Below are 22,596 nucleotides of genomic sequence, written 5' to 3'. Positions count from 1 at the left end.
GAAACCGCTGCCGCCCCAAGGCGCGTCATCCGAATGCGGGATGGCGGCACGGCGAACCGCCCGCCTACTCCTCTCCATCCCCGAACAGCCCGAATTGCGCAGTCTCGCGACTGGGCTCCGGCATCCCGAGATGACGGAAGGCGTGCGGCGTCAGGATGCGCCCGCGCGGGGTGCGCTGGATGAAGCCCTGCTGCAGCAGGAAGGGCTCGATGATCTCCTCGATCGCGTCGCGCGGCTCCGACAAGGAGGCGGCGATCGTCTCGATCCCGACCGGCCCGCCGCCGAAATTGATCGCGACGGTCGTGAGATAGCGCCGGTCCATCTGGTCGAGGCCGATCGGATCGACATCGAGCAGCTTCAGCGCCTTGTCGGCGACCGCGCGCGTCACGATGGCATCACCGTCGACGATGGCGAAGTCGCGCACGCGCCGCAGCAGCCGCCCGGCGATGCGCGGCGTCCCGCGCGAGCGTTTCGCGACCTCGTTCGCGCCGTCATCCGACATCGGCACGCCAAGCACCCGCGCGCCGCGCGCAACGATGCCCTGCAACTCCTCGACCGTGTAGAACTGCAAACGGATCGGGATGCCGAAGCGGTCACGCAGCGGCGTCGTCAGCAGCCCGGCGCGGGTAGTCGCACCGACGAGGGTGAATTTCGGCAGGTCGATCTTGACCGAGCGCGCCGCAGGCCCCTCGCCGATGATCAGGTCGAGCTGGTAATCCTCCATCGCGGGATAGAGGATTTCCTCGACGGCCGGGTTGAGGCGGTGGATCTCGTCGATGAAGAGCACGTCACGCTCTTCGAGATTGGTGAGTTGCGCCGCGAGATCGCCGGCCTTGGCGATCACCGGCCCGGAGGTCGAGCGGAAGCTGACTCCGAGCTCGCGCGCCACGATCTGCGCCAGCGTGGTCTTGCCGAGACCCGGCGGGCCAACGAACAGCACATGGTCGAGCGCATCGCCGCGCGCCTTGGCCGCCTCGATGAAGACCTGGAGATTCGCCCGCGCCGCCGCCTGCCCGGTGAAATCGACGAGCGACAGCGGCCGCAGCGAGGATTCGCTGTCGTCGTCGCGCTTGTCGGCGGAAAGGAGGCCGGGACGGCGGGCTTCACTCACAATGCGATCTCCAGCTCGATCGCGTCATGGATCGGGATGTCCATGTATCCGGTTCGCACGATGCTCGGAACCACCGAGCGGAAGTTGTCGATCGCCTCGACATGCAGCCGCGAGAATCGAAATCCGCTTTTCTGGTAGAAGGTCAGCCCCGGCATGTTGTCGTTGGTCAGCATCGCCTTCAATCGATGCGCGCCACGGGCCCTTGCCGCCGCCTTCACGCCTTCGAGCAGCTGGATCGCCGCACCCTGCCCCGGCGCGACCGAATGCAGGGCGCAGAGCAGCGCGACATCGCCGCGCATCGTCCAGCTGGCATAGGCCATGAAGGCCCCATCCTCTCCGGCCACGCCAAGCAGATCGAGCGTCGCGCAGTCATAGACGGTGAGATCGATCATCATGCTGTGCGAGCCCCAGCTCGCCAGCATCAGAGCGAGAAAGGCGCTCTTGTCCTCGACCGGCCTGACACTCAGGCGGCCGGCGCTCACTTCGCCAGTTCCTTCAGGCCGAGCTTGATCAACTGCGCCGTGCCCGCGCCCTCCCCGGCCGCCTTCGACGCAGCGGCGACCGCCGCCACCGCCTGCGCCTGCGGATAGCCGAGATTGACCAGCGCCGAGACCGCGTCCGCCACCGCCTGCGGCAGCTTCCTGTCTTCAAGAGCCCCGGCCAGCGTCGCCACCGAAGGATCGACATGGCCGAAGGCCGGCGCCTTGTCCTTCAACTCTGCGCAGATGCGTTGTGCCAGCTTCGGCCCCACGCCAGGCGCGCGTGCGATCGCCGCCTTGTCGTTGGTCGCGAGCGCTGTCGCCAGCGCGCCCGCATCGAGCGTCGAGAGGATCGCGAGCGCGACCTTGGCGCCCACACCCTGCACCATCTGCATCAACCGGAACCAGTCGCGCTCATTGTCGGACATGAAGCCGTAGAGCCGGATCGCGTCCTCGCGCACATGCGTCTCGATCGCCAGCACCGCTGCCTCGCCGGGCTTCGGCAGACGCTGCAGCGTGCGGCCTGAGCACTGCACGACATAGCCGACGCCCTGCACGTCGAGGATGACGTGATCCTCGCCATAGGAATCGACGACGCCCTTGAGCTTGCCGATCATCACCCCATCCCCCTCAAGACGCCCGCATCTGCGCGACCAGCGAGCGCATGCCGCGATGCTGTGCGTGGCAGATCGCGACCGCGAGCGCATCCGCCGCATCGGCCGATGTCGTCTCGGCCTTGGGCAGCAGTACGCGGATCATCATCTGGACCTGTTTCTTGTCGGCATGGCCGACGCCGACCACCGTCTTCTTGACGAGGTTGGCGGCATATTCGGCGACGCTCAGGCCGGCCAGCGCCGGCACGACCAGCGCGACGCCGCGCGCCTGGCCGAGCTTGAGCGCCGATTGCGGATCGCGGTTGACGAAGGTCTCCTCGACCGCGACCTCGTCCGGACCGAAGGCGCCGACGATCCGCGTCAACCCCTCATGCAACTGCCGCAGCCGCTCAGCCAGCGAGAGCCCGGCCTCGCTCTCGACGCAGCCGCAAGCGACGAAGCCGAGCTTGCTGCCCTCCGAGACGACGACGCCCCAGCCCGTCTTCCGGAGGCCGGGATCGATGCCAAGTATGCGAATCGGTGGGTTCATGTCGGGAGCAACCTAGACCTTGGACACGCTTTGTTCCATGCATCATCCTAACGATCCCCTTCCATCTGCCGCCCGTCGATGAACGCCGTGCATCGGTCGCATCACACTGACAGGGGTTGTCCAGGCGCCCGCTAGCCTGTTGGTGCGGAGAACGTCGATCCGCTCTCGCACCGCCGGACAGTATGACAGATCTCCTCAGCCACCTGTTCCCCGGCGTCTCTTTGTCCGGCCTCGCCGTCCTGATCGGTGCGACGCTGCTCGGCGGCCTGGTGCGCGGCTTCACCGGCTTCGGCTTCGCCATGGTGTTCATGCCGCTGGCCTCGATGGTGCTGGGGCCGGTGGCGGCACTCGGGCTGATCTGGTGCATCGACCTGCCATTCGCCCTGCCGATCGCCGCCCGCAACGCCAGGCAGGCCGAATGGCGCGAGGTCGCGCCACTGCTGCTGACCGCAACGCTCGCCCTGCCCGCCGGCATCTGGCTGCTGATCTGGCTCGACCGCGAGACGATGCGCTGGATTCTGGCTGTCTTGATCCTGGCCGCGGTCGGCCTGATGGCCTCGGGCTGGCGCTATCACGGCCGGCCGGGCATTCCGCTCTCGCTCGGCGTCGGCGTGCTGTCGGGCCTGTTCAACGGCATGGCCTCGATCGGCGGCATGCCGCTCGCCGTCTTCTGGCTCGGCGCCCAGCGCAACGACCGGCACATGACGCGTGCCAATCTGCAGACCTTCTTCGGCATCTCGACGCTGGTCAGCGGCGCGATCCTCTGGCGCAACGGCATCCTGACGATGACTGCGCTGACGATGGCCCTGCCGCTGATGGCGGTCTATGGGGCCGGCATGTGGGCGGGAACGCATGGCTTCCGCCTCGCGAACGAGATCACCTTCCGCCGCATCGCCTATCTGGTGATCTTCGCCAGCGCGCTGGTCAGCCTGCCGCTGTGGGATGCGGTGGTAGGGCGGTAGAGCCCGGCACGTCATGCTCGCCCTCGTGGCGAGCATCCACGTCTTGAACACGGCGCGCGGCCAGCAGAGACGTCATGGTCGGGACAGGCCCGACCATGACGGTGAGGCAAGCCTCAGCCGAGCTTCGCCATGATGTCGTCGGCGATCTCGAAATTGGCAAAGACGTTCTGGACGTCGTCGTCGTTGTCGAGCGCTTCCATCAGCCGCATCATCGAGGCCGCCTTCTCCTCGTCGAGCGGGGCGGAGGTCGTCGGCCGCCAGACCGGCTTGGCCGAGGCCGGCGCGCCGAGCGCGGCTTCGAGCGCCTTGGAGACCTCGTTCAGCGCGTCGAAGGCGCACAGGATGGTGTGGCCGTTCTCGTCGGTGATGACGTCATCGGCGCCGGCCTCGATGGCAGCTTCCATGATCTTGTCGGCATCGCCGGCCTCCGGCGGATAGCTGATCTCGCCGACGCGGTTGAACATGAAGGAGACCGAATTGCTCTCGCCCAGCGCCCCGCCCGCCTTGGTGAAGTAGGAGCGCACGGCGGAAGCGGTACGGTTGCGGTTGTCGGTCAGCGCCTCGACGATGACGGCCGCGCCGCCCGGGCCGTAACCCTCGTAGCGGACCTCATCGTAATTGTCGCCTTCGCCGCCCGCCGCCTTGTTGATGGCGCGCTGGATGTTGTCCTTGGGCATGTTCTCGGCGCGCGCGGCGAGCACGGCCATGCGCAGGCGCGGATTCATCGCCGGGTCGGGCATGCCCATCTTGGCGGCGACGGTGATTTCGCGCCCGAGCTTCGAGAACAGCTTGGCACGCACCGCGTCCTGCTTGCCCTTGCGGTGCATGATGTTCTTGAACTGGGAATGACCGGCCATGGAACCCGAGCCTCTGCTGTCATGTCGATGCAAGCCGCCCGAACGTCGTCGATCGACCGGGCATGCGAAGCCCGGCTTATAAGCGCCGCCCTCGCCGGCTAGCAAGCCGCGACGCGCCATCGGTTCGCGACGCTCCATCGCATCAGCATTCTGGATTTCGTTAAGTCATCGTTTGCCAAACGCTTTCAATGTCATCGCATGACGGTAGCGCCCATCGAGGGCGTCGAAGGCGCAGGCTCGTATGAATCCTTCCTCCAACGTTGCGATCGCTGATCAGGGTCCGCGTTTCCATGCCTTTCAGATCGGGCCGGACGACATTGCCGCGCTTCGTGGCCAGGCCGAGTTTGCCCGAACCTGCCTGCCCGCCTTGCTGGTCGACCTCCACGACCAGTTCGCCCCCTGGCCGGAAACGGCACGGGCCCTGCGCATCCCAGCGGTCCACGACGCACGCCTGGCCCATTGGATCAGGCTCGCATCCGGCGAACTGCAGGACGGCTTCGTGGAGTCGGCGCATCGCCTTGCCACCGCCTTCCACCAGCATGAGGTACCGGCCTACGCGGTGGCGATCTGCCACGCCATCGTGACCAACCGTGTCGGCGTCGAGCTCGGGCTCGACCGCGACTCGCTTTCACGCCTCGGCGCCTGGCGTAGCAAGGAAATCCGCCGCCGCATCGCGCTCCGCTCCGCACTGAACAAGGCCGCCGCGCTCGATCTCGAGCTGCTGCTGGAGACCTATGCCGAGGTGCAGCGCCAGAGCAGGGAACGGACGCGCGCCGAGATCGCCGCCTTCGAGGTCACCGTCCGCCAGGTGGTGACGGCCGTGAATGCCGGCGCCGGCAGGGTCGAGACGCTGGCCGGCACGATGAACCATGTCATCCAGGACACCGGCAGCCAGGCGATCGCGGCAGCGCGCGCCTCGGACGTGGCCTCCGCCAATGTCCACAACGTCGCCAGCGCGACCGGGCAGCTCTCGGCCTCGCTCGACCATGTCGCCTACGAGGTGACGCGCGCCGCCACCATGGCGCAGGATGCCAATTTGGCGGCGGTCAAGACCGACATCATCGTCAAGAGCCTGGCTCAATCCGCCCAGACCATCGGCTCGATCGTCGAGATGATCCGGACGATCGCGGCCCAGACGAACCTCCTCGCGCTCAACGCCACGATCGAGGCCGCCCGCGCCGGCGAGGCGGGGCGGGGCTTCGCGGTGGTCGCGACGGAGGTCAAGCAGCTCTCGGCCCGCACGGCCCAGGCGACCGACGAGATCGCCGCCCAGGTGCCCGCGATGCAGGCCGCGACCCGCGAGGCCGTGGAGGCAATCGAGAGCATCGTCGGTTTCGTCCGGCTGATGCACGACACCACCTCCACCGTCGCCGGTGCGCTGGAGGAGCAGCGCTCGGCGACGGCCGAGATCGCCCGCAGCGTCGATCTCGCTGCCGTCGGGACGCAGGAGGTGGCGCAGACCGTCTGCGGCGTCAGTGACCTGGCGATCTCCGCCGGCACCAGCGTTGGCGAGGTGCTCGATGTGGCGGGAACGCTCGCGCGGGAAGCCGTCGCCCTTTCGGCCGCGTTCGACGGCCTGATGCAGCGCAGCCGCGCTGCCTGAGGCTGCACTCAGTCCAATGCCCAGGGCGGCACGGCCTCGCTCAGATGCGGCCCGAGCCGCACGGGCCAGACCGCCTTCGCCAGCCCCGTGCCGTCATCGATCTCGACCGCGACACCTGTCAGCGTGCCCTCGCCTGTTGCCGCCTCGAAACGCACGCCCGGCGTCTTCTGCAGGAAGCGCCTGACGGGCTCCTCCTTCTGCATGCCCAGCACCGAGTCATAGTCCCCGCACATGCCGGCGTCGGACTGGTAGGCCGTGCCGCCCGGCAGGATGCGCGTGTCGGAGGTCGGGACATGCGTATGCGTGCCGACGACGAGGCTGGCGCGGCCGTCGAGGAAATAGCCCACCGCCTGCTTCTCGCTGGTCGCCTCGGCATGGAAATCGACGATCACGGCGTCTGCGACCTCGCCGAGCGGGCAAGCCGTCAGTTCGCGTTCGAGCGCCTGGAAGGGGTCGTCCAGCGCATCCATGAAGACGCGGCCCATCACGTTGACCACCAGCACGCGTGCGCCGTTCCGCGCCTCGATCACCGCGGCTCCGCGCCCTGGCGTACCCTTCGGATAATTGGCCGGCCGCACGAGCCGATCCTGGCGTTCGATGAAAACCAGCGCCTCGCGCTGGTCCCAGGAATGGTTGCCGAGGGTGACGGCATCGGCACCAGCCGCCAGCAACTCGTCGCAGATCGCCTCCGTGATGCCGAAGCCACCCGCTGCGTTCTCGCCATTGATGACGACGCAATCGAGGGCCCAGGCATCGCGCAGACCTGGCAGGCGCTCCTGCACCACGGTCCGCCCGGGGCGGCCGACGACATCACCGAGGAAGAGAAAACGCATGGGAAGACGGTCCGGAAGAGGCAAAGACCTTCCGTCGCCCGAATATCGCCTGGAATCAACTGGCGCCAGTCAACCGCAGGCGATCGTCTCGCGTTCGGTCACGATCCAGTCGAGGCGCCGATCATGCGGCTCGTCGGGCACCGCGTCGATCTCCTGCGCGGCATAGGCGATGCCGATGCTGACGACAGGGCCGAGTTCGCTGAGCTTCGCATCGTAGTAACCCTTGCCGTACCCGATGCGGTATCCGCGCCGGTCGAAGGCGGCGAGCGGGACCAGCAGGATCGCAGGCACGACCTCCGGCTCCGCGGGATGCGGCACGAGCGTGCCGAAACCGCCGGGCACGATCGGTTCATAGGGCGCCCAGCGCCGGAACAGCATCCGCTTCGCGACGATCGCGGGAAGGCAAAGCGACAAGCCGCTTTCATGCAGCCCCTCGAGGATGGGGCGCGGATCGGCCTCCGACTGCATCGGCCAATAGGCCGAGACCGGACCGGCCCCCTCGCCGAAGACCGGCAGCGCCAGAACCCGCCCGGCGATCACCGGATCCCATTCGAGCCGGTCGTCGATTTCGAGCGCGTCACGCCGCGCCAGCGCTGCCTCGCGCAAGGCGGCCTTGCGGCGGGCTGCTTCGGGAGGGAAAGGCGTGTCCGTCATGGGAACAGTGCTGAGCCACCTCGGCCGTGGAGATTTCGATCCCGGGACACCTACTAAAGTAGGTGGGCGCCGTGTGTCCGGGTCCAGGGACCTGGTCAGGGACAGCTCCCTAGGGAGTCGTATGGGCCCGGGAATACATGACTCGCACGCACCAGGCAGCCCAGCCGAACCAATGTAGGGAATGCGCCGGCAAAGCGCCAGAGGCGAGTTGAAGCTGGCTTACGCCTTGCCCACGTTCTCCGCTGCCTTGGCCCGCGCCAGCCCATGCCGGATCACCCGGTCGATCAGGTCTGGATAGGCGATCCCGCTTGCCGCCAAGGCCTTCGGATACATGCTGATATCGGTGAAGCCCGGGATCGTGTTGATCTCGTTGACCACGGCGCTCATGTCCGGCCGCACGAAGAAATCGACGCGCGCCATGCCGTCGCAGCCGAGCGCCCGGAACGCCTGAAGCGCCAGTCCCCTGATCCGCTCTGCGACCTCGACCGGCAGGTCGGCGGGGATGTTGATCGCCGCGCCGTCGGCATCGAGATATTTGGCCTCATAGGTGTAGAAGCCGTGGCTCGCGGCAGGCGCGATCTCGCCGGGAACGGAGACGACCGTCTCGCCATCGACCTGCTCGAGGACGCTGCATTCGATCTCGCGCCCCTGGATGAACTCCTCGACCAGCACCTTCTGATCGAACCTGAAGGCCTCGGCCAGCGCAGCGCCGAACTCCTCTGCGGTCGTCGCCTTGCTGACGCCGACGGACGAGCCCTGCCGCGCGGGCTTGACGAAGAGCGGCAGTCCGAGCGCCGCGCTGACCTCGTCGAAGGATGGGGCCTCGCCGCGTCGGACCGTGACCGAGCGCGCGACCAGAAGCCCGGCCTCCCGCAACAGGCGCTTGGCGATTTCCTTGTCGATCGCCGTGGCCGACCCCAGGATACCGCAGCCCGCCAGCGGCACGCCGGCGATCTGCGCCAGCCCCTGGATCGAGCCGTCCTCGCCGTTCAGCCCGTGCAGGACCGGGAACAGGACATCGACGGCCGGCAGTTCCTCGGGCGCGCGCCCCTTCGGCACGCAGAGCAGCCGGCCCCGGCCGCCCGGCAGCAGGCAGATCTCGGCGCCGCCCTCCGGGATCGGGTCGGGCAGGACGCCGTTCTGCAGCTCGAGCAGGCTCCATTCCCCGCTCCGGCTAATCAGGATCGGCACGACCTCGTATTTCGCCTTGTCGATCGCCCGCACGACATTGCCGGCGGAGAGGATGGAGACGTCGTGCTCGGCGGATTGCCCGCCCAGGAGAACAGCAACCCGCAATCTGGTGGTCATCAACTGGATATCTCGCGTCGATCTCAATGACAGGCTTCAGCCCACGGGGCCCGGAATCAGGCTGCGCGCCACGCCCTCGATCCGCTCCGCGGCGACGATCAGTGCCTCCGCCGCACGGTCCTCGACCTCGCCGAGGCGTCGGTCGGCCGCCCCGGCATCGCCCTGGATCAGGGCAAGGTCGGTTTCGAGCCTCACGACCCGCCGCTGCAATTCGGAGACCTCGTCGGCCACCATCAGCGCGGCCATGACGTGAAGCCTCATGTCACCGATCTCGCCGAAAGCCTGGCGCATTTCCTGGATCTTGCCGTCATAGATGCGGGCGAGGCCTTCCAGATGCGGCTCCTCGCCCTCGCCGCAGGCCATGCGGTAGGCCTTGCCCGCGATCGTGACATTGACTTGCGGCATGACGTTCCCCGCTCAATGCTCCCGGCCACCGGAACCGGCCTCGGCCAGTTCCGGATAGTCTGTTTCAGTTTCGTCCTGTTCCGGGCCGGGCGTTTCCACCGGTTCGGCCTCGGCACGCGCGATCACGGCGCCGATGACGTTCATCGCACGCTGCAGGCGCTGGTCGACATCGGCAGCGGCGGTCTCGACATCGCCAAGCCTCGCCGTCGCGCCGTCGAGCTCCGCTGCGAGCCTCGCCCGGTCGTCCTGCATCAGCGCCAGTTCCGTCTCCAGATTGGCCCGGCCGCGTTCAGCTTCGACACGCCGCCGCGCCGCGGCCTCGAGTTGCGCCAGGGCGCCGTCGAGGCGCATCAGGGCATTCTCCAGCATCAGGCTCGCCACGTTCGCTCTCCCTTCAGATCGAAGCCGGCTCACACGATTCGGAATCCTAGACCAAATTGCGCAAAAACGGGAATCGGGACCGCGAAGATGCCTCCCGATCCCAAAGGCTTGGCCCCTCTTGCTGACTTCGCGGTTGCAGCAAGGCGAAAACGCGGCATCGCTTTGCTCGTCGGGACTGCGTCTGGGCGAATTGACTCGCAGCGACCCCACAGCCTAATCGAGCCACCATTCGTAGCGATACGAGCATTATCGGAATTTCGGACCGTCCCGGCCTGCCGCCCGCGCAGGATTTGGCCGCGGCCTCGTCCTCCCGCCAGACGGAGCCTGAGAGACTCATGACCACGATCGACCGTGTCCAGCACGACAAGCTCGCCAACGCCATCCGCTCGCTCGCGATGGATGGGGTCGAGCAGGCGAAATCCGGCCATCCGGGCCTGCCGATGGGCGCAGCCGACGTCGCGACCGTGCTCTTCACGCGCGTGATGAAGTATGATGCGGCCGATCCGCGCTGGCCGGACCGCGATCGCTTCGTGCTCTCGGCCGGCCACGGTTCGATGCTGCTCTACGCCCTGCTCTATCTCACCGGCACGCCCGGCATGGAGCTCGCCGACCTCAAGAAATTCCGCCAGCTCGAATCGAAGACGCCGGGCCATCCCGAGAACTTCATGACCTCGGGCGTCGAGACCACCACCGGCCCGCTCGGCCAGGGTCTCGCCACCGCCGTCGGGATGGCGATGGCCGAGCGCATGCTCGCTGCCGAGTTCGGCAAGAAGGTCGTCGACCACCACACCTATGTGCTCGCCTCCGACGGCGACCTGATGGAGGGCATCAGCCAGGAGGCGATCGCGCTCGCCGGCCACCTGAAGCTCAACAAGCTGATCGTGCTCTGGGACGACAACGGCATCTCGATCGACGGCCCGCTCTCGATCACCGACAATGTCGACCAGGTCGCCCGCTTCAAGGCCTGCGGCTGGCGGGCCGAGCGCGTCGATGGCCATGATCCCGACGCCATCGAGGCTGCGATCCGCCGCGCCCAGAAGTCGAGCAAGCCGACCATGATCGCCTGCAAGACGGTGATCGGCTTCGGCGCGCCGAAGAAGGCCGGCACCTCCAAGGCCCATGGCGAGCCGCTCGGCGCCGAGGAACTCGCCGCCGCCAAGAAGGCGCTCGGCATCACCGGTGGCGCCTTCGAGGTCGCGGCCGACATCCTCAAGGCCTGGCGCGGCCATGGTGCGGCCGGCACGAACGCCCACGCCAACTGGAAGAGCCATTTCGGCGCCCTTTCGGAGCGCAAGCGCGCCGAGTTCGAGCGTCGCCTCACCCATGGCGTGCCGGTGAAGCTGGCTAAGGCCATCCTCGCCCACAAGAAGGCGCTGGTCGCCGCGCCGCAGGCGGTCGCAACCCGCAAGGCGTCGGAGCTGGCGCTCGAGGCCATCACCTCGGTGATGCCGGAGCTGGTGATGGGCTCGGCCGACCTGACCCCGTCCAACAACACCCGTACCAAGGCCGCCCTGGACTTCACCCCGAAGACCCCAAAGGGCCGCTATGTCCGCTACGGGATCCGCGAGCACGGCATGGCAGCCGCGATGAACGGCATCACCCTGCATGGCGGCTTCCGCACCGGCGGCGGCACCTTCCTCGTCTTCGCCGACTATGCCCGCCCCTCGATGCGCCTCGCTGCCCTGATGGGCCTGCCGGTCGTCTACGTCATGACCCATGACTCGATCGGCCTCGGCGAGGACGGCCCGACGCACCAGCCGATCGAGCAGATCGCCTCGCTGCGCGCCATGCCGAACATGCATGTCTTCCGCCCGGCCGACACGATCGAGACCGCCGAGGCCTGGCAGTTCGCGCTGGAGAACACGAGCGGCCCGACCGTGCTCGCCCTCTCCCGCCAGAACCTGCCGCAGCTGCGCACCGACGCGACAGCGACCAACCGCTCGGCCAAGGGCGGCTACGAGTTGCTGGCGGCCGAAGGCGGCAAGGCGCAGGTCTCGCTCTTCGCCTCGGGTTCCGAGGTCGAGATCGCGGTGGCCGCCCGCAAGCTGCTCGCCGAAAAGGGCATCAAGGCGCGAGTCGTCTCGGTTCCCTCGCTCGAACTGCTGCTGCAGCAGGACGAGGCGACCCAGGCCGCCATCATCGGCACGGCCCCGGTCAAGATCGCGATCGAGGCTGGTGTCCGCTTCGGCTGGGATGCCGTGATCGGCCATGACGGCATCTTCGTCGGCATGTCCTCCTTCGGGGCGAGCGCTCCCTACAAGGAGGTCTACAAGCATTTCGGCATCACGCCGGAGGCCGTGGCCGAGGCTGCGATCAAGCGTCACAACGCCTGACACACCCAGGATGCGTGAGAGAATCGGGCATCATCCCGATTTTCTCACCGAAACACTTGCGTCCGGCCACGCTTTGGCCGAATTGCCCGCATGAATGGCGTGCTGGCGCCCTGTCTAGGCCCGAAGGAGAGGATTGAGATGACGATCAAGGTGGCGATCAATGGCTTCGGCCGCATCGGGCGCAACGTTCTGCGGGCGATCATCGAGTCGAAGCGCAAGGACATCGAGGTCGTGGCGATCAACGATCTCGGCCCGGTCGAGACCAACGCCCATCTCTTCCGCTTCGACTCCGTGCATGGCCGCTTCCCCGGCACGGTGACGGTCTCCGGCGACACGATCGATGTCGGCCGCGGCCCGATCAAGGTCACTGCCGTGCGTGATCCGAAGGATCTGCCGCACAAGGCGCTCGGCGTTGACATCGCGCTGGAATGCACCGGCATCTTCACCACCAAGGAGAAGGCCTCGGCCCATCTCGCCGCCGGCGCCAAGCGCGTCCTGGTCTCCGCCCCTTGCGACGGCGCCGATCTGACCGTCGTCTTCGGCGTCAACCAGGGCGAGCTGACCAAGGACCACCTCGTGGTCTCCAACGCCTCCTGCACCACGAACTGCCTCGCGCCGGTCGTTCGCGTGCTCCATGACGCCGTCGGCATCGACAAGGGCTTCATGACCACGATCCACGCCTACACCGGCGACCAGCCGACGCTGGACACGATGCACAAGGATCTCTACCGCGGCCGCGCCGCCGCGATGTCGATGATCCCGACGTCGACCGGCGCCGCCAAGGCCATCGGCCTCGTCATCCCCGAGCTGAAGGGCCGTCTCGACGGCACCTCGATCCGCGTCCCGACCCCGAACGTCTCGGTCGTCGACTTCAAGTTCATCTCGAAGCGCAAGACCACCGTCGAGAAGATCAACGACGCCATCATCAAGGCGTCGAAGCGCGGTGCGCTGAAGGGCATCCTCGGCGTCACCGACCAGCCGAACGTCTCGATCGACTTCAACCACGACCAGCATTCCTCGACCTTCGCCCTCGACCAGACCAAGGTCATGGACGACAAGTTCGTGCGCGTGCTGTCCTGGTACGACAACGAGTGGGGCTTCTCGAACCGCATGAGCGACACCGCCGTCGCCATGGGCAAGCTGCTCTGAGCTGACGCTCTTTCGAGGTCGCGCCAGCCTGGCGCGGCCTCGCTCCTTTCCCGAAACGAACGGAACGACCATGGCCAAGATCGAGCCGACCGTCGCGTCGCAAGGCGACGCTTCCCTGCCGACGACCGCCACGCCCGCACCGGCCTATGGCGCGCCCTATGTCGTCGGGAGCGCCGCGCCCGCGACCGAGGCCCCACCGGCCAAGGAGCCACGCCAGCTCGATCAGCTCTCCCGCATCGAGGAGAAGGCAGCGCGCATCGAGGAGAAGTTCGCCCGCTACGAGGCCGTCCTGACCCGCGCCGAAGCTTCGCTGGAGCGCAGCGCCCACAAGGTCGACGCCGCGGCCGGTACGATGGATTTCGCGGCGATCCGCGGCGAGATCGCGGGCCTGCGTGACCGCGTCGACGCGACGCCGCGTGCCGCCACCCTGTTCACCACGGCGATCGTCACCGCCGTCCTCACCGTCATCCTGACCATTCTCGTCCTGCGCTTCGGCGTGCCGGGCCTCATGCCCAAGCTCTTGCCGTGAGCGCTGCCGTGACCGCCTTCAAGACGCTCGACGACGCCGACCTCGCCGGCAAGCGTGCCCTCGTTCGCGTCGACCTCAACGTCCCGATGGAGGACGGCAAGGTCACCGACGCGACCCGCATCGACCGCATCCTGCCGACGATCCGCGAAATCTCGGCCAAGGGCGCCAAGGTCATCCTCCTCGCGCATTTCGGTCGGCCGAAGGGCCGCGACGACAAGAACAGCCTGAAGCAGGTCGTGCCGGCATTGGCCCATGCACTCGGGACGCCCGTCACTTTCGTGGCCGACTGTGTCGGCGAGGACGTCGCCAAGGCGGTCTCGGCCGCGAAGAACGGCGAGGTCCTGCTGCTCGAGAACACCCGCTTCCACGCTGGCGACGAGAAGAATGACCCGGAGTTCGTCAAGGCGCTCGCGGCCAATGGCGACCTGTTCGTCAACGACGCCTTCTCCGCTGCCCACCGGGCGCACGCCTCGACAGAGGGCCTCGCCCATGTCCTGCCGGCCTATGCCGGACGGACCATGCAGGCCGAGCTGGAAGCGCTTTCCGCCGGCCTCGACAACCCGGCCCGCCCGGTCATGGCGATCGTCGGCGGCGCCAAGGTCTCGACCAAGCTCGATCTCCTCGGCAACCTCGTGAAGAAGGTCGACGTGCTCGTCATCGGCGGCGGCATGGCCAACACCTTCCTCGCAGCGCGCGGCGTCGATGTCGGCAAGTCGCTCTGCGAGCATGACCTTGCCGCCACCGCCCGCGAAATCGAGGAGAAGGCCAAGGCCGCCGGCTGTGAGATCTTGCTGCCGGTCGATGCCATGGTCGCCCGCGAGTTCAAGGCCCATCCCGGCCATCGCGTCGTCCAGATCGGCGAGGTCGCGGCCGACGAGATGATCCTCGACGCCGGCCCGCTCAGCGTTGCCGAGGTCGTGCTCAAGCTCGACACCGTCAGGACGCTGGTCTGGAACGGCCCCTTCGGCGCCTTCGAGCTGCCGCCCTTCGACACGGCAACCGTCACCGTCGCCAAGGCGGCCGCCAAGCGAGTGAAGGACGGCACGCTGGTCGCAGTCGCCGGCGGCGGCGACACCGTCGCGGCGATGAACCATGCCGGCGTGGCCGACGACCTGACCTATGTCTCGACCGCCGGCGGCGCCTTCCTCGAATGGATGGAAGGCAAGGCCCTGCCGGGCGTCGAGGCGCTCAGGAAGGCATGATCGACAACGGCGCGCTGCCCTTGCGGCAGCGCGTGTTTATGCTATGTTCTCATCGCCAGACGGGAGGTCACCGTGAGTGAGAACGTGCAGACGGCGATGTTCGAGATCCTGAAGAGTATTCAGGCCGACCTCTCGGCTTTTCGCGTGGAAACGAGCGCACGCTTCGAGAAGGTGGAGAACCGTTTCGTTGGGCTGGAAGGCCTCGTCCGCAAGCAGCGCCGCGATACGGCTGGCCTGCTCGTGATGGCGAAGGCCACCGCAGGCCAGTTCGCGGAGGAACTGGCCGCTGTGGAGGAGCGTGTCCGCGTACTCGAGGCGCGCGTGCGCTGATCTTAAGCGCTTTTCCCGCTTTCGCTTTACCTTCGTCGCAGTTCGCCGCTAAACCCTCCCCACATCCATTTGCCTTCAAGGGGAGTTCCATCGTGGCCCGTATTACGCTCCGCCAGTTGCTCGATCACGCCGCCGAAAACGACTACGGCGTCCCCGCCTTCAACATCAACAACATGGAGCAGGCTCTGGCCATCATGGCGGCGGCGGATGCCACCGACGCGCCCGTCATCATCCAGGCCTCGCGCGGCGCCCGCTCCTACGCCAACGATATCATGCTCAAGCACATGATGGACGCGGTCACCGAGATCTACCCGTATATCCCGGTCTGCGTGCATCTCGACCACGGCAACGAGCCGGCGACCTGCATGACCGCGATCCAGGCTGGCTTCACCTCGGTGATGATGGACGGCTCGCTCAAGGCCGACGGCAAGACCCCCGGCGACTGGGACTACAATGTCGGCGTCACCCGCACGGTGACCGAGATGGCCCATCTCGGCGGCATCTCGGTCGAGGGTGAGCTCGGTGTGCTCGGCTCGCTGGAATCCGGCGAGGGCGAGAAGGAGGACGGCCACGGCTTCGAGGGCAAGCTCTCCCACGACCAGCTCCTGACCAACCCCGAGGAAGCGGTGAAGTTCGTCGCCGAGACCAAGGTCGATGCGCTCGCCATCGCCATGGGCACCTCGCATGGCGCCTACAAGTTCACCCGCAAGCCTGACGGCGCGATCCTGGCGATGCATGTCATTGAGGAGATCCACAAGAAGCTGCCGAACATGCACCTCGTCATGCACGGCTCCTCCTCGGTCCCGCAGGACCTTCAGGACATCATCAACCAGTACGGCGGCAAGATGCCCCAGACCTGGGGCGTGCCGGTCGAGGAGATCCAGCGCGGCATCAAGCACGGCGTCCGCAAGATCAACATCGACACCGATAACCGCATGGCGATGACCGGCCAGATCCGCAAGATTCTCTCCGAGCATCCCGGCGAGTTCGACCCGCGCAAGTATCTGAAGCCCGCCATGGAGGCGATGACCAAGCTCTGCACGCTGCGCCTGCAGGAGTTCAACACCGCCGGCCAGGCCTCGAAGATCAAGCGCGTCGCGACCACTGCCGAGATGGCCAAGCGCTACGCCAAGGGCGAGCTCGACCCGACCTTCGGCTCGCAGAAGGCGGCCTGACCGGCCTGGCTGCGACAGCAGCTTTCGACAGCCATTCGCCGATCGACCAGAACGCCGCCGGCTCACCCGGCGGCGTTCTGCGTTGTCGGGCGGTGGGCGCTTGACGTCTTTAGGTCAATCGTCCTACTAACGCGATTAGGACGATCGACCTAAGCCTGGATCGAACCGGCAAGCCAATCGGCCGAAGGGACCCAGCAATGGCCGCAGCTGCCACGCGCCAACACATTGTCGAAGCCGCCGACAGGCTGTTCTACGAGCGCGGCTTCGAGGCGACCGCCTTCGCCGACATCGCGGCGGCCACCGGCCTTTCGCGCGGCAATTTCTACTATCATTTCAAGGCCAAGGACGAGATCCTCGACGCCGTCATCACGCTCCGGCTGGAGCGCATCCGCCTGCTTCTCGCCGGCTGGCTGGCCGCAGCCGACATTCCTGTCGAACGCATCCGCAGCTTCATCGCCATGCTGATAGGCAACCGGGCCGAGATCATGCTCTATGGCTGCCCCGTCGGCACTCTGTGCGCCGAACTCGCCAAGCTCGACCATATCGCCAGCAGCCGCGCCAGCGAGCTCTTCACGCTGTTCCGGGAGTGGCTGGCGGGTCAGTTCAGCCTTCTCGGCCGGGCGGCCGATGCCGACGCCCTCGCCATGCATCTGCTCATGCGCAGCCAGGGCGTCGCCACGCTCGCTGCCGCTTTCCGCGACGAAGCCTTCATCCGGCGCGAAGTCGAGGCGATGAGTCTCTGGCTGGAGTCGCTGAGCCCCGCCGCACCGCTCCCGCCGGAAACCTGAAGCACGAGGCTCCCATGTTCGTCGTCACGCTGCGCTTTTCCGCCAACAAGGCCCAGGCCCCTGCCCTGATGCCGGCCCACAATGACTGGATCAGGGACGGCTTCGATGACGGCGTCTTCCTCATGACCGGCAGCCTGAAGCCCGGTCTTGGCGGCGTCGTGCTCGCCCATGGCGTGACGCGTGCCGAACTCGAAGCCCGCCTCGGGAAGGACCCGTTCGTGGTCGAGGATGTCGTCAGCGCCGACATCCTCGAAATCGCGCCGGGCCGCGCCGACGCTCGGCTCGCGTTCCTGATGGGCTGAGCCGGCCTCGCCCGCTCAAACGCCGATCTTGCCTCCGCCCTTGCGGGTGATCGCCACCACCGAGGGCCGCACCGGCATGTCCGGCTTGAAGTCCGGCCAGCGCGTCGACAGGTCCTCGTAATAGGAGCGGCGGCCGAAGGCAGGCCAGTCCGGGCCGTCGTCGCCCGGATGCTGCACGGCGACGAAGGCCGTGGTGTCGTCCGGCGTGAAGCAGGGGCCGCAGAGTTCCGCGCCATGCGGGACCCGGTAGAACAGCTTGGAGGTCCGCCGCGCCCCGCCCTCGGTATCGACCGCCCAGAGCCCGTCGGTGCGGCCTGTCACATCCGGACCGTTGCCGTCCGTCGAGACCCAGAGACGCCCGGCGGAATCGACCACTGCATTGTCCGGCATGCCGAACCAGCCGCTCTTCGTCGTGTCGGTCGAGAAGCTCGCGCCGACTTCCGCGACGGACGGATCGCCGCATTTCAGCAGGATCTCCCAGCGGCCCTTGGTCGCGGTGTGGTCGCCGCCATCCTCGATGATCTCGATGATGTGGCCGAAGGCGTTCTTGGCGCGGGGATTGGCCGCGTCGACCTCACCGTCCTTTCGGCTCGTATTGTTGGTCAGCATCACATAGACCTTGCCCGTGACCGGGTTCGGCGTGATGTCCTCGGGCCGGTCCATCTTGGTGGCCCCGAGCAGGTCGCCGGCACGCCGCGTCTCGATCAGCACGTCGGCCTGGCTCTGGAAGCCGTTGCCCGCCGTCAGCGGGCCTTGGCCGAAGACCAGCGGCAGCCATTCGACGGCGCCGTCCGCCGCGAATTTCGCGACGTAGAGCGTGCCGGAATCGAGCAGGTCGAGATTGGCGGTACGGTTGTTCGGGTCGAAGCGCCCGGCCGTGACGAATTTGTAGACATAGTCGAAGCGCTCGTCGTCGCCGAGATAGACCACGACGCGGCCGTCCTTCGCGACGATGTTGTCGGCGCCCTCATGCTTGCAGCGGCCGAGCGCGGTGCGCTTCTTCGGCACCGAATTCGGATCGAAGGGATCGACCTCGACCACCCAGCCGAAGCGGTTGGCCTCGTTCGGCTCCTTCGCCAGATCGAAGCGCTCCTCGAAGCGGCCCCAGGCATAGGGCGAGGACGGAACGGCGAGGCGCTTGTAGTTCGCCTCCTCGCGATGGCCCTCCGGCAGCTTGCCGGAGAAATAGCCGTGGAAGTTCTCCTCCCCGGTGACGAAGGTGCCCCAGGGCGTCATCGCGCCCGAGCAGTTGTTCAGCGTGCCGAAGACCTTGCGACCGCTGCCATCCGCCCCCGTCTTGACGCGGTCATTGCCGGCGACCGGCCCCGAGAGCTGCATCTCGGTCGCCACGGTGATGCGGCGATTGTACTTGGAGTCCTTGACCAGCGCCCATTTGCCGTCGGTGCGGCGGATCTCCGCGATCGTCGCGCCATGCGCCATCGCCTCGATGCGGAAGCGCTCCGGCGTCGCATTCTTCATCACCGGCTTGCCGTCCTTGATCTCGACGACGCCCGGGAACATCAGATGCGGGTTGGTGTATTCGTGATTGACGAAGAGCAGGCCATGCGCCGACGGGTCGGCCGCGCCCGGCATCGGCAGGTAGCCGACGAAGTCGTTGTTGTAGCCGAACTGCTGGGCCTGGGCTTCCGGTGTCTGCCCGGCCGGATCGAAGGCGGGCGCACCGGCGGTGATCGGATCGCCCCAGCGCAGCAGCACGTCCGCGTCGTAGCCCTCTGCGACATGGTGGTCGGCATCGACGCCGGCCTCGACCTCCTTGAAGGCGAAGGCCGTCTTAATGCCCTGCGCCTGAGCCTGCTCGGCCGTCTCCAGCGCGAGCGTGCCGACCGTCGCCGAGATCGCCGAGACCGCGAGCGCGCCCTTGAGCAGCCCCCGGCGCGAGAAGCGCTGCGAGATCAGCTCGCCCATCGTCGGATTGTCGGTCGGGTTCTGCGGCGCGGCATCCTCATGCTCGAGCATGCTGGCGCCAAAGGTCGATTCGTACTGCGTCTCGTCGCTCTTGGTTTCGTCGCTCATGGGCCCGGTCCTGACGAAGCTTCAGATTGTCATTGGAGGAAATCGAGCGATAGGCGGCAGCGGTGACGCTGCGGTGACAATGTCTGCCGCAAGGCGCCTCGGACATGCCCGCCGCACGCACAGGCCCTTCCGGCCCGAGGCACTTTCTGGTTGAAGGATGCACCCGCCTCGCCGCATCCGGCCGTTTACGCCGCAGGTTCCGCATGTCGATCGTCTTTTCGGCCCTCGTCGCGGCCTTTGTCGGCTTCTCCGCCTCCGTAGCGGTCGTGCTTGCCGCGACGCAGGCCGTCGGCGCGACGCCTGGGCAGGCGATCTCCTGGATCGCGGGTCTCGCCATCGCGCAGGCCGGGGCCGGCATCTGGCTGTCATGGCGCTACCGGATGCCGATGATCTGCGCCTGGTCGACGCCCGGCGCCGCGCTGATCGCCGCGACCAGCGGGCTCGACATGGCAGCCGCCGTCGGCGCCTTCCTGGTCGCGGCGGCGCTGATGATGCTGACCGCCGCCTTCCGTCCGCTGGGTGCGCTGATCGAGAAGATCCCGATGCCGATCGCTGCCGCGATGTTGGCCGGCGTGATCTTTCGCTTCGTCGTCGCGGTCTTCGACGAGATGCGAGTCTCGCCCGGGCTCGTGCTGCCACTTCTGGCTGTCTTTCTGCTGGCGCGGCTGATCAATCCGTTTCTCGGCGTGATCGCGGCGCTCTTCGCCGGCATCGCACTCAGCTTCGGCCTCGGCTTGGCGAACTGGCCGACGGGCCCGCTCGCGTTCAGCGGCCTCGAATTCGTCACACCACGCCTTGATATGGCAGCCATGCTTGGCGTCGGCGTCCCGCTCTATCTCGTCACCATGGCGGCGCAGAACCTGCCGGGCTTCGCCGTCCTGCGTGCGGCCGGCTACAAGCCGCCGACGACCGCGAGCCTTTTCGTGACCGGGCTCGCCTCCTTCGTGACCGCGCCCTTCGGCGCCCATATGGTCAACATGGCCGCGATCAGCGCCTCGATCTGCACCGGCCCCGACACGCATCCCGACCCGGGCCAGCGCTGGAAGGCCGGCGTGCTCTACGGGCTCGCCTACCTCGCCATCGCCGCCTGCGCGGGTCTCCTGCTGGCCTTGATCTTCGCGATGCCGAAGGCGCTGATCGTCGCGGTCGCGGGGCTGGGTCTGGTGGGCTCGCTGACGGGGGCGCTCGGCCAGGCCATGGCTTCCGAGAAGGAGCGCGTCGCCGCCGTCATCGCCTTTGCCGTCGCCGCCTCCAGCCTGACGCTGTTCGGGGTGGGATCGGCCTTCTGGAGCCTCGTCGCCGGCCTCAGCGTCTTGACATTGGACGCAGTCGCGGGCCGTTTGCGCGCAAGATCATGACCAGCCAGAACCCAACCACCCGCCTGATGCTCGTCACCCCGCTCGTCGCGGATGCCGACGCGATGGCCTTCAAGCTGATGCAGGCTCAGGCCGGCGGCGATCTCGCAGCCGTGCTGCTGCGCCTTGCCGAAGGCGACGACCGCAGCCGCATCGAACGCGTCAAGCGCCTCGCAGGTCCTGTCCAGGCCGCCAATGTCGCGCTGGTCGTCGAGGCCTCCGCATTGGTTGTGGCGCGCGGCGGCGCCGACGGCATGCACCTGACCGGCGGCGTCGAGGCCGTCGCCGAGGCGCGCTCCAGCCTCAAGGGCGACCGCATCATCGGCGCCGGCGGCCTGCGCGCCCGGCACGACGCCATGGATATCGGCGAGGCCGGCGTCGACTACGTCATGTTCGGCGAGCCACGGCCCGACGGCAGCGTGCCGCCGCTGCCGGCCGTCATCGAACGCGCCGGCTGGTGGGCCGAGATCTTCGAGACCCCTTGCGTCGCCTATGCGCCCGACCCGGAATCGGTGCCGGCGCTGGTCGAGACCGGCGCGGAGTTCGTCGCACTGGGAGCCTGGGCCTTCGAGGAAGGCCGCGACATCCGCGCCCTCGTCGCCGAGGCAAACGAGGCCATCGCCGCCCGTATCGCGCGGAAAGCCGCGAGATGAGGCGCATGCACCGCGGCCTTGCCGCCCTGCTGTTGCTCGCCGGCCTGCCCCTGACGCTTCCCGCCACGGCAGCCGAGCGCGATGCCGCCTACGCCGCCTATCAGACCGGCCATTACCGCCGTGCGCTCAGCGAGGCGCTGAAGCGGATCGAGGCCGATAGCAGCGACGCTGCCGCGATGACGCTGGTCGGCGAGCTCTACCGGCAGGGTCTCGGCGTCCCCCCCGACCAGAAGGTCGCGACGGAATGGTACGAGCGCGCTGCCGCGCGCGGCGACATCAATGCGACCTATGCGCTGGCGATCGCCCTCTTCGGCGAGGCAGGTGGCCGTGGTGACACGGCCCGCGCCGGCACCCTGCTGCGCAAGGCGGCAGCCGCAGGCCATGCCGCCGCCAACTACAACCTCGCCCTCGCTTTGCTGGCGACCGGACAGGCCACTGACGACGAGGCCGCCGTGAAGAGCCTGCAGATCGCGGCGAATGCCGGCATCCCGGACGCCATGCACGCGCTCGGCACGCTGGCGAAGCAGGGGCGCGGCCTGCCCAAGAGCGACGTCGCGGCGGCCGAATGGATGGCCAGGGCGGCCGCTGTCGGCCATGTCCCCGCCGAGATCGAATACGCCATCATGCTGTTCAATGGCACCGGCGTCGCAGCCAACGAGACCGCCGCCGCGAAGCTCTTTCTGCGCGCCGCCGACAAGGGCAACCCGATCGCGCAGAACCGCATCGCGCGGCTCTACCAGATCGGCCGCGGCATTCCGCCGGACTCGATCCAGGCGGCCGCGTGGTATCTCGCGGCGCGGGCACGCGGCCTCGACGACCCGGCGCTCGAACAGCTCTTCGACCGCCTCACGCCCGAACAGCAGGGCCGTGCCGCGCGCCTTGCGGCCAGCCGGATCGAAGGCGCGGCCTTGACGTCGCCCTGACAGGCGAGCAAGTGACCGGCTGAATTGTGATGAACTGACGGGCGCCCGGGCTTGAGCGCCGCAGGATGGCGCCGGATGGCGCGAACG

24 protein-coding genes and 1 other RNA gene are annotated in these 22,596 nt (G+C 67.6%); 13 read left to right on the top strand and 12 right to left on the bottom strand.

What is annotated here, in order from left to right:
• Positions 1 to 64 precede the first annotated feature (64 nt).
• From ruvB to ruvC, 4 genes are read right to left on the bottom strand one after another with little or no spacing between them, the layout of a single operon-like run.
• A complete protein-coding gene (gene ruvB / locus VGN82_RS03400) occupies positions 65 to 1,111 on the bottom strand; it encodes a Holliday junction branch migration DNA helicase RuvB (RefSeq protein WP_327525579.1) in 1,047 nt (348 codons plus the stop codon).
• The gene (locus tag VGN82_RS03395; protein WP_327525578.1) at positions 1,108 to 1,593 is read right to left on the bottom strand and encodes a GNAT family N-acetyltransferase; all 486 of its coding nucleotides are present in this window, start codon (positions 1,591 to 1,593) and stop codon (positions 1,108 to 1,110) included. Before VGN82_RS03395 ends, ruvB begins: the two co-directional genes overlap by 4 nt.
• Positions 1,590 to 2,207 carry a Holliday junction branch migration protein RuvA gene (ruvA, locus tag VGN82_RS03390; RefSeq protein ID WP_327525577.1) on the bottom strand — a complete coding sequence of 206 codons (618 nt, stop codon included), beginning with the start codon at positions 2,205 to 2,207 and terminating at the stop codon, positions 1,590 to 1,592. The genes VGN82_RS03395 and ruvA overlap by 4 nt, the downstream gene beginning before the upstream one ends.
• A gap of 13 nt (positions 2,208 to 2,220) precedes the next feature.
• A complete protein-coding gene (gene ruvC, locus VGN82_RS03385) occupies positions 2,221 to 2,733 on the bottom strand; it encodes a crossover junction endodeoxyribonuclease RuvC (protein WP_327525576.1) in 513 nt (170 codons plus the stop codon).
• A 182-nt stretch (positions 2,734 to 2,915) separates the two neighbouring features.
• On the opposite strand from ruvC, the gene VGN82_RS03380 reads away from it, so the two are divergent.
• A complete protein-coding gene (locus VGN82_RS03380; protein ID WP_327525575.1) occupies positions 2,916 to 3,695 on the top strand; it encodes a sulfite exporter TauE/SafE family protein in 780 nt (259 codons plus the stop codon).
• 113 nt (positions 3,696 to 3,808) lie between these two features.
• Here VGN82_RS03380 and VGN82_RS03375 read toward each other — a convergent pair whose 3' ends face one another.
• Entirely contained in the window at positions 3,809 to 4,552 is a 744-nt protein-coding gene (locus VGN82_RS03375; protein WP_327525574.1) for a YebC/PmpR family DNA-binding transcriptional regulator, read from the bottom strand.
• Positions 4,553 to 4,793: 241 nt separating this feature from the next.
• Here VGN82_RS03375 and VGN82_RS03370 point away from each other — a divergent pair, with 241 nt between their 5' ends.
• On the top strand, positions 4,794 to 6,155 hold the full coding sequence (locus VGN82_RS03370; RefSeq protein ID WP_327525573.1) for a globin-coupled sensor protein: 1,362 nt from the start codon (positions 4,794 to 4,796) through the stop codon (positions 6,153 to 6,155).
• Positions 6,156 to 6,163: 8 nt separating this feature from the next.
• Here VGN82_RS03370 and VGN82_RS03365 read toward each other — a convergent pair whose 3' ends face one another.
• The 6 genes from VGN82_RS03365 to VGN82_RS03340 all read right to left on the bottom strand — a co-directional run bounded on the left by VGN82_RS03365 (position 6,164) and on the right by VGN82_RS03340 (position 9,736).
• Positions 6,164 to 6,988, bottom strand: a complete 825-nt coding sequence (locus VGN82_RS03365) for a TIGR00282 family metallophosphoesterase (protein ID WP_327525572.1) — start codon at positions 6,986 to 6,988, stop codon at positions 6,164 to 6,166.
• 69 nt (positions 6,989 to 7,057) lie between these two features.
• Complete coding sequence (locus VGN82_RS03360; protein ID WP_327525571.1) at positions 7,058 to 7,642, bottom strand: 5-formyltetrahydrofolate cyclo-ligase; 585 nt, start codon at positions 7,640 to 7,642, stop codon at positions 7,058 to 7,060.
• Between the two features lie 8 nt (positions 7,643 to 7,650).
• Positions 7,651 to 7,807, bottom strand: a non-coding RNA gene (gene ssrS / locus VGN82_RS03355) — 6S RNA.
• A 54-nt stretch (positions 7,808 to 7,861) separates the two neighbouring features.
• On the bottom strand, positions 7,862 to 8,950 hold the full coding sequence (locus VGN82_RS03350; protein ID WP_327525570.1) for a D-alanine--D-alanine ligase family protein: 1,089 nt from the start codon (positions 8,948 to 8,950) through the stop codon (positions 7,862 to 7,864).
• A 36-nt stretch (positions 8,951 to 8,986) separates the two neighbouring features.
• Positions 8,987 to 9,355 carry a cell division protein ZapA gene (locus VGN82_RS03345; RefSeq protein WP_327525569.1) on the bottom strand — a complete coding sequence of 123 codons (369 nt, stop codon included), beginning with the start codon at positions 9,353 to 9,355 and terminating at the stop codon, positions 8,987 to 8,989.
• Between the two features lie 12 nt (positions 9,356 to 9,367).
• Positions 9,368 to 9,736: a DUF4164 domain-containing protein gene (locus tag VGN82_RS03340; protein ID WP_327525568.1), complete on the bottom strand. Its 369-nt coding sequence runs from the start codon at positions 9,734 to 9,736 to the stop codon at positions 9,368 to 9,370.
• Positions 9,737 to 10,071: 335 nt separating this feature from the next.
• Here VGN82_RS03340 and tkt point away from each other — a divergent pair, with 335 nt between their 5' ends.
• From tkt to VGN82_RS03300, 8 genes are all read left to right on the top strand, one after another.
• Complete coding sequence (gene tkt, locus VGN82_RS03335; RefSeq protein ID WP_414644189.1) at positions 10,072 to 12,069, top strand: transketolase; 1,998 nt, start codon at positions 10,072 to 10,074, stop codon at positions 12,067 to 12,069.
• A 138-nt stretch (positions 12,070 to 12,207) separates the two neighbouring features.
• Complete coding sequence (gene gap, locus VGN82_RS03330; RefSeq protein ID WP_327525567.1) at positions 12,208 to 13,218, top strand: type I glyceraldehyde-3-phosphate dehydrogenase; 1,011 nt, start codon at positions 12,208 to 12,210, stop codon at positions 13,216 to 13,218.
• Between the two features lie 70 nt (positions 13,219 to 13,288).
• On the top strand, positions 13,289 to 13,747 hold the full coding sequence (locus VGN82_RS03325; RefSeq protein WP_327525566.1) for a hypothetical protein: 459 nt from the start codon (positions 13,289 to 13,291) through the stop codon (positions 13,745 to 13,747).
• A gap of 8 nt (positions 13,748 to 13,755) precedes the next feature.
• Positions 13,756 to 14,949, top strand: coding sequence for a phosphoglycerate kinase (locus VGN82_RS03320; RefSeq protein ID WP_327525565.1), 1,194 nt, complete (start codon positions 13,756 to 13,758; stop codon positions 14,947 to 14,949).
• Positions 14,950 to 15,021: 72 nt separating this feature from the next.
• Positions 15,022 to 15,279, top strand: coding sequence for a hypothetical protein (locus VGN82_RS03315; protein WP_327525564.1), 258 nt, complete (start codon positions 15,022 to 15,024; stop codon positions 15,277 to 15,279).
• A 92-nt stretch (positions 15,280 to 15,371) separates the two neighbouring features.
• Entirely contained in the window at positions 15,372 to 16,454 is a 1,083-nt protein-coding gene (gene fba / locus VGN82_RS03310; RefSeq protein ID WP_327525563.1) for a class II fructose-bisphosphate aldolase, read from the top strand.
• A gap of 197 nt (positions 16,455 to 16,651) precedes the next feature.
• Positions 16,652 to 17,242, top strand: coding sequence for a TetR/AcrR family transcriptional regulator (locus VGN82_RS03305; RefSeq protein ID WP_327525562.1), 591 nt, complete (start codon positions 16,652 to 16,654; stop codon positions 17,240 to 17,242).
• Between the two features lie 14 nt (positions 17,243 to 17,256).
• A complete protein-coding gene (locus VGN82_RS03300) occupies positions 17,257 to 17,544 on the top strand; it encodes a YciI family protein (protein WP_327525561.1) in 288 nt (95 codons plus the stop codon).
• Between the two features lie 15 nt (positions 17,545 to 17,559).
• Here VGN82_RS03300 and VGN82_RS03295 read toward each other — a convergent pair whose 3' ends face one another.
• Positions 17,560 to 19,578, bottom strand: coding sequence for a PhoX family protein (locus VGN82_RS03295; protein WP_414644188.1), 2,019 nt, complete (start codon positions 19,576 to 19,578; stop codon positions 17,560 to 17,562).
• Positions 19,579 to 19,781: 203 nt separating this feature from the next.
• Here VGN82_RS03295 and VGN82_RS03290 point away from each other — a divergent pair, with 203 nt between their 5' ends.
• The 3 genes from VGN82_RS03290 to VGN82_RS03280 are packed head-to-tail and all read left to right on the top strand — an operon-like array spanning position 19,782 to position 22,509.
• A complete protein-coding gene (locus VGN82_RS03290; RefSeq protein WP_327525560.1) occupies positions 19,782 to 20,936 on the top strand; it encodes a benzoate/H(+) symporter BenE family transporter in 1,155 nt (384 codons plus the stop codon).
• A complete protein-coding gene (locus tag VGN82_RS03285) occupies positions 20,933 to 21,586 on the top strand; it encodes a thiamine phosphate synthase (RefSeq protein ID WP_327525559.1) in 654 nt (217 codons plus the stop codon). The genes VGN82_RS03290 and VGN82_RS03285 overlap by 4 nt, the downstream gene beginning before the upstream one ends.
• Positions 21,583 to 22,509 (top strand): tetratricopeptide repeat protein, encoded by a 927-nt coding sequence (locus tag VGN82_RS03280; RefSeq protein ID WP_327525558.1) that lies wholly within the window; start codon positions 21,583 to 21,585, stop codon positions 22,507 to 22,509. Before VGN82_RS03285 ends, VGN82_RS03280 begins: the two co-directional genes overlap by 4 nt.
• Positions 22,510 to 22,596: the final 87 nt, after the last annotated feature.

The sequence above is a fragment of the Allobosea sp. genome (assembly GCF_035999205.1).
GTDB lineage: Bacteria > Pseudomonadota > Alphaproteobacteria > Rhizobiales > Beijerinckiaceae > Allobosea.
Note: the sequence above shows the minus strand (reverse complement) of the source record. Positions and strands in the feature narration are given on the sequence as shown.

Bases quoted from the DNA above. Each gene is read 5' to 3' on its own strand.
- VGN82_RS03365 (WP_327525572.1), bottom strand. From the start codon at position 6,988: ATGCGTTTTCTCTTCCTCGGTGATGTCGTCGGCCGCCCCGGGCGGACC.
- VGN82_RS03325 (WP_327525566.1), top strand. From the start codon at position 13,289: ATGGCCAAGATCGAGCCGACCGTCGCGTCGCAAGGCGACGCTTCCCTG.
- VGN82_RS03285 (WP_327525559.1), top strand. From the start codon at position 20,933: ATGACCAGCCAGAACCCAACCACCCGCCTGATGCTCGTCACCCCGCTC.
- VGN82_RS03375 (WP_327525574.1), bottom strand. From the start codon at position 4,552: ATGGCCGGTCATTCCCAGTTCAAGAACATCATGCACCGCAAGGGCAAG.
- VGN82_RS03280 (WP_327525558.1), top strand. From the start codon at position 21,583: ATGAGGCGCATGCACCGCGGCCTTGCCGCCCTGCTGTTGCTCGCCGGC.
- VGN82_RS03370 (WP_327525573.1), top strand. From the start codon at position 4,794: ATGAATCCTTCCTCCAACGTTGCGATCGCTGATCAGGGTCCGCGTTTC.
- VGN82_RS03350 (WP_327525570.1), bottom strand. From the start codon at position 8,950: ATGACCACCAGATTGCGGGTTGCTGTTCTCCTGGGCGGGCAATCCGCC.
- VGN82_RS03360 (WP_327525571.1), bottom strand. From the start codon at position 7,642: ATGACGGACACGCCTTTCCCTCCCGAAGCAGCCCGCCGCAAGGCCGCC.
- VGN82_RS03380 (WP_327525575.1), top strand. From the start codon at position 2,916: ATGACAGATCTCCTCAGCCACCTGTTCCCCGGCGTCTCTTTGTCCGGC.
- tkt (WP_414644189.1), top strand. From the start codon at position 10,072: ATGACCACGATCGACCGTGTCCAGCACGACAAGCTCGCCAACGCCATC.
- ruvA (WP_327525577.1), bottom strand. From the start codon at position 2,207: ATGATCGGCAAGCTCAAGGGCGTCGTCGATTCCTATGGCGAGGATCAC.
- VGN82_RS03295 (WP_414644188.1), bottom strand. From the start codon at position 19,578: ATGAGCGACGAAACCAAGAGCGACGAGACGCAGTACGAATCGACCTTT.
- VGN82_RS03290 (WP_327525560.1), top strand. From the start codon at position 19,782: ATGTCGATCGTCTTTTCGGCCCTCGTCGCGGCCTTTGTCGGCTTCTCC.
- VGN82_RS03345 (WP_327525569.1), bottom strand. From the start codon at position 9,355: ATGCCGCAAGTCAATGTCACGATCGCGGGCAAGGCCTACCGCATGGCC.
- VGN82_RS03305 (WP_327525562.1), top strand. From the start codon at position 16,652: ATGGCCGCAGCTGCCACGCGCCAACACATTGTCGAAGCCGCCGACAGG.
- ruvC (WP_327525576.1), bottom strand. From the start codon at position 2,733: ATGAACCCACCGATTCGCATACTTGGCATCGATCCCGGCCTCCGGAAG.
- gap (WP_327525567.1), top strand. From the start codon at position 12,208: ATGACGATCAAGGTGGCGATCAATGGCTTCGGCCGCATCGGGCGCAAC.
- VGN82_RS03300 (WP_327525561.1), top strand. From the start codon at position 17,257: ATGTTCGTCGTCACGCTGCGCTTTTCCGCCAACAAGGCCCAGGCCCCT.